This window comes from Streptomyces sp. A012304 (assembly GCF_026008495.1).
Lineage (GTDB): Bacteria > Actinomycetota > Actinomycetes > Streptomycetales > Streptomycetaceae > Streptomyces.
In genome coordinates, this window is sequence record NZ_BQUN01000125.1 from 1 (window position 1) to 1,906 (window position 1,906).

Sequence of the window (1,906 nt, forward strand, 5' to 3'; positions counted from 1 at the left end):
TCCTCGACCCGGCGTGGAAGTCCATCACCTTCCTCGACGATCCGCTGGCCGCGACCCTCGACGCGCAGGCGGAGCACGCGGTGAAGGCCGGTCTGCTGGACAAGCCCGACCTGAAGGGCATCTACGACCTCACCCTGCTGAACAAGGTCCTCAAGAGCGAGGGCGCGGCCACGGTCGACGACGCCGGCCTCGGCGTCCAGTAACCCCCACGCATCCGATACCCGAGAGTTCCCAGGAGGTGACGACCATGGCAACCGCCCTCGCCAAGGCCGACGAAGGCACCACATCGGTGGAGCACGCCGCCCGCATCGAGCACGTCTCGAAGTCCTTCACCCAGCCCACGGGCACCCAGCTCGTCCTGGACGACATCACCCTCGATGTCGCACCGGGCGAGTTCGTCACCCTCCTGGGAGCCTCCGGCTGCGGCAAGTCCACCCTGCTCAACCTCGTAGCCGGCCTCGACGAACCCACCACCGGCACCATCACCACCCACGGCCGCCCCGCCCTGATGTTCCAGGAACACGCCCTCTTCCCCTGGCTCACCGCCGGCAAGAACATCGAACTCGCCCTCAAACTCGGCGGCGTCCCCAAGAACGACCGGCGCACCCGCGCCGAGGAACTCCTCGAACTCGTCCGCCTCACAGGCTCCCACCGCAAACGCGTCCACGAACTCTCCGGCGGCATGCGCCAGCGCGTCGCACTGGCCCGCGCCCTCGCCCAGGACGCCCGCCTGCTCCTCATGGACGAACCCTTCGCCGCCCTCGACGCCATCACCCGCGACGTCCTGCACGACGAACTCACCCGCATCTGGGAAGAGACCGGCCTGTCCGTCCTCTTCGTCACCCACAACGTCCGCGAAGCCGTACGCCTCGCCCAGCGCGTCGTCCTGCTCTCCTCCCGCCCCGGCCGCATCGCCCGCCAATGGACCGTCGGCATCCCCCAGCCCCGCCGCATCGAGGACGCCCCCGTCGCCGAACTGTCCCTGGAGATCACCGAAGTCCTGCGTGGGGAGATCCGCCGCCATGGCCAGCACTGACACAAAAAAGACAGACCCCGCCTCCGAGGCGGCAGGCGTCGAGGCCGGCCTCGACGCCCTCGAAACCACCGTCACCGGCCGCACCTCCCTGCGCGAAACCCTCACCCGCAAGGTCCTGCCACCCCTCGTCGCGATCGCCATCGTCCTCGCCGCCTGGCAGGCACTGATCACCCTCAACATCGTCGACGACCCCAGCAAACTCCCCTCACCCGCCGACGTCGGCGGCGAGTTCCGCGACGCCTGGCTCGAAGGGAAACTCCTCGACTACATCTGGACCAGCGTCTCCCGCGGCCTGCTCGGCTTCCTGCTCGCCCTCGCCATCGGCACCCCGCTCGGCCTCATCGTCGCCCGCGTCAAATTCATCCGCGCCGCCATCGGACCCATCCTCTCCGGCCTGCAGTCCCTGCCCTCGGTGGCCTGGGTCCCGCCCGCCGTCATCTGGCTCGGCCTGAACAACTCCATGATGTACGCGGTGATCCTCCTGGGCGCCGTCCCCTCCATCGCCAACGGCCTCGTCTCCGGCATCGACCAGGTCCCACCCCTCTTCCTGCGCGCCGGCCGCACCATGGGCGCCACCGGCCTCAAAGGCGCCCGCCACATCGTCCTGCCCGCCGCACTGCCCGGCTACCTCGCCGGCCTGAAACAGGGCTGGGCCTTCTCCTGGCGCTCCCTCATGGCAGCCGAGATCATCGCCTCCTCCCCCGACCTCGGCGTCGGCCTCGGCGCACTCCTCGAAAACGGCCGCAACGCCAGCTCCATGGCCCTGGTCTTCGAAGCGATCATCCTCATCCTCTTCGTCGGCATCGCCATCGACCTGCTCATCTTCACCCCCCTCGAACGACGCGTCCTGCGCGCACGCGGCCTGCTGGT

The 1,906-nt window shown here is 69.2% G+C and carries 2 protein-coding genes and 1 pseudogene; all 3 read left to right on the forward strand.

Annotation, left to right across the window (positions count from 1 at the left end; all coding sequences use genetic code 11):
- Window positions 1–203: pseudogene (locus ALMP_RS32460) on the forward strand (sulfate ABC transporter substrate-binding protein); the annotation flags it as partial.
- Between the two features lie 44 nt (window positions 204–247).
- Window positions 248–1,036, forward strand: coding sequence for an ABC transporter ATP-binding protein (locus ALMP_RS32465; protein ID WP_264934972.1), 789 nt, complete (start codon window positions 248–250; stop codon window positions 1,034–1,036).
- Window positions 1,023–1,906 (forward strand): ABC transporter permease (locus ALMP_RS32470; RefSeq protein WP_264934974.1); only part of this gene is annotated, 884 nt, incomplete at its 3' end. The genes ALMP_RS32465 and ALMP_RS32470, both read left to right, overlap by 14 nt.

Coding starts and splice junctions, on each gene's coding strand:
- ALMP_RS32465 (WP_264934972.1), top strand. CDS start 248: ATGGCAACCGCCCTCGCCAAGGCCGACGAAGGCACCACATCGGTGGAG.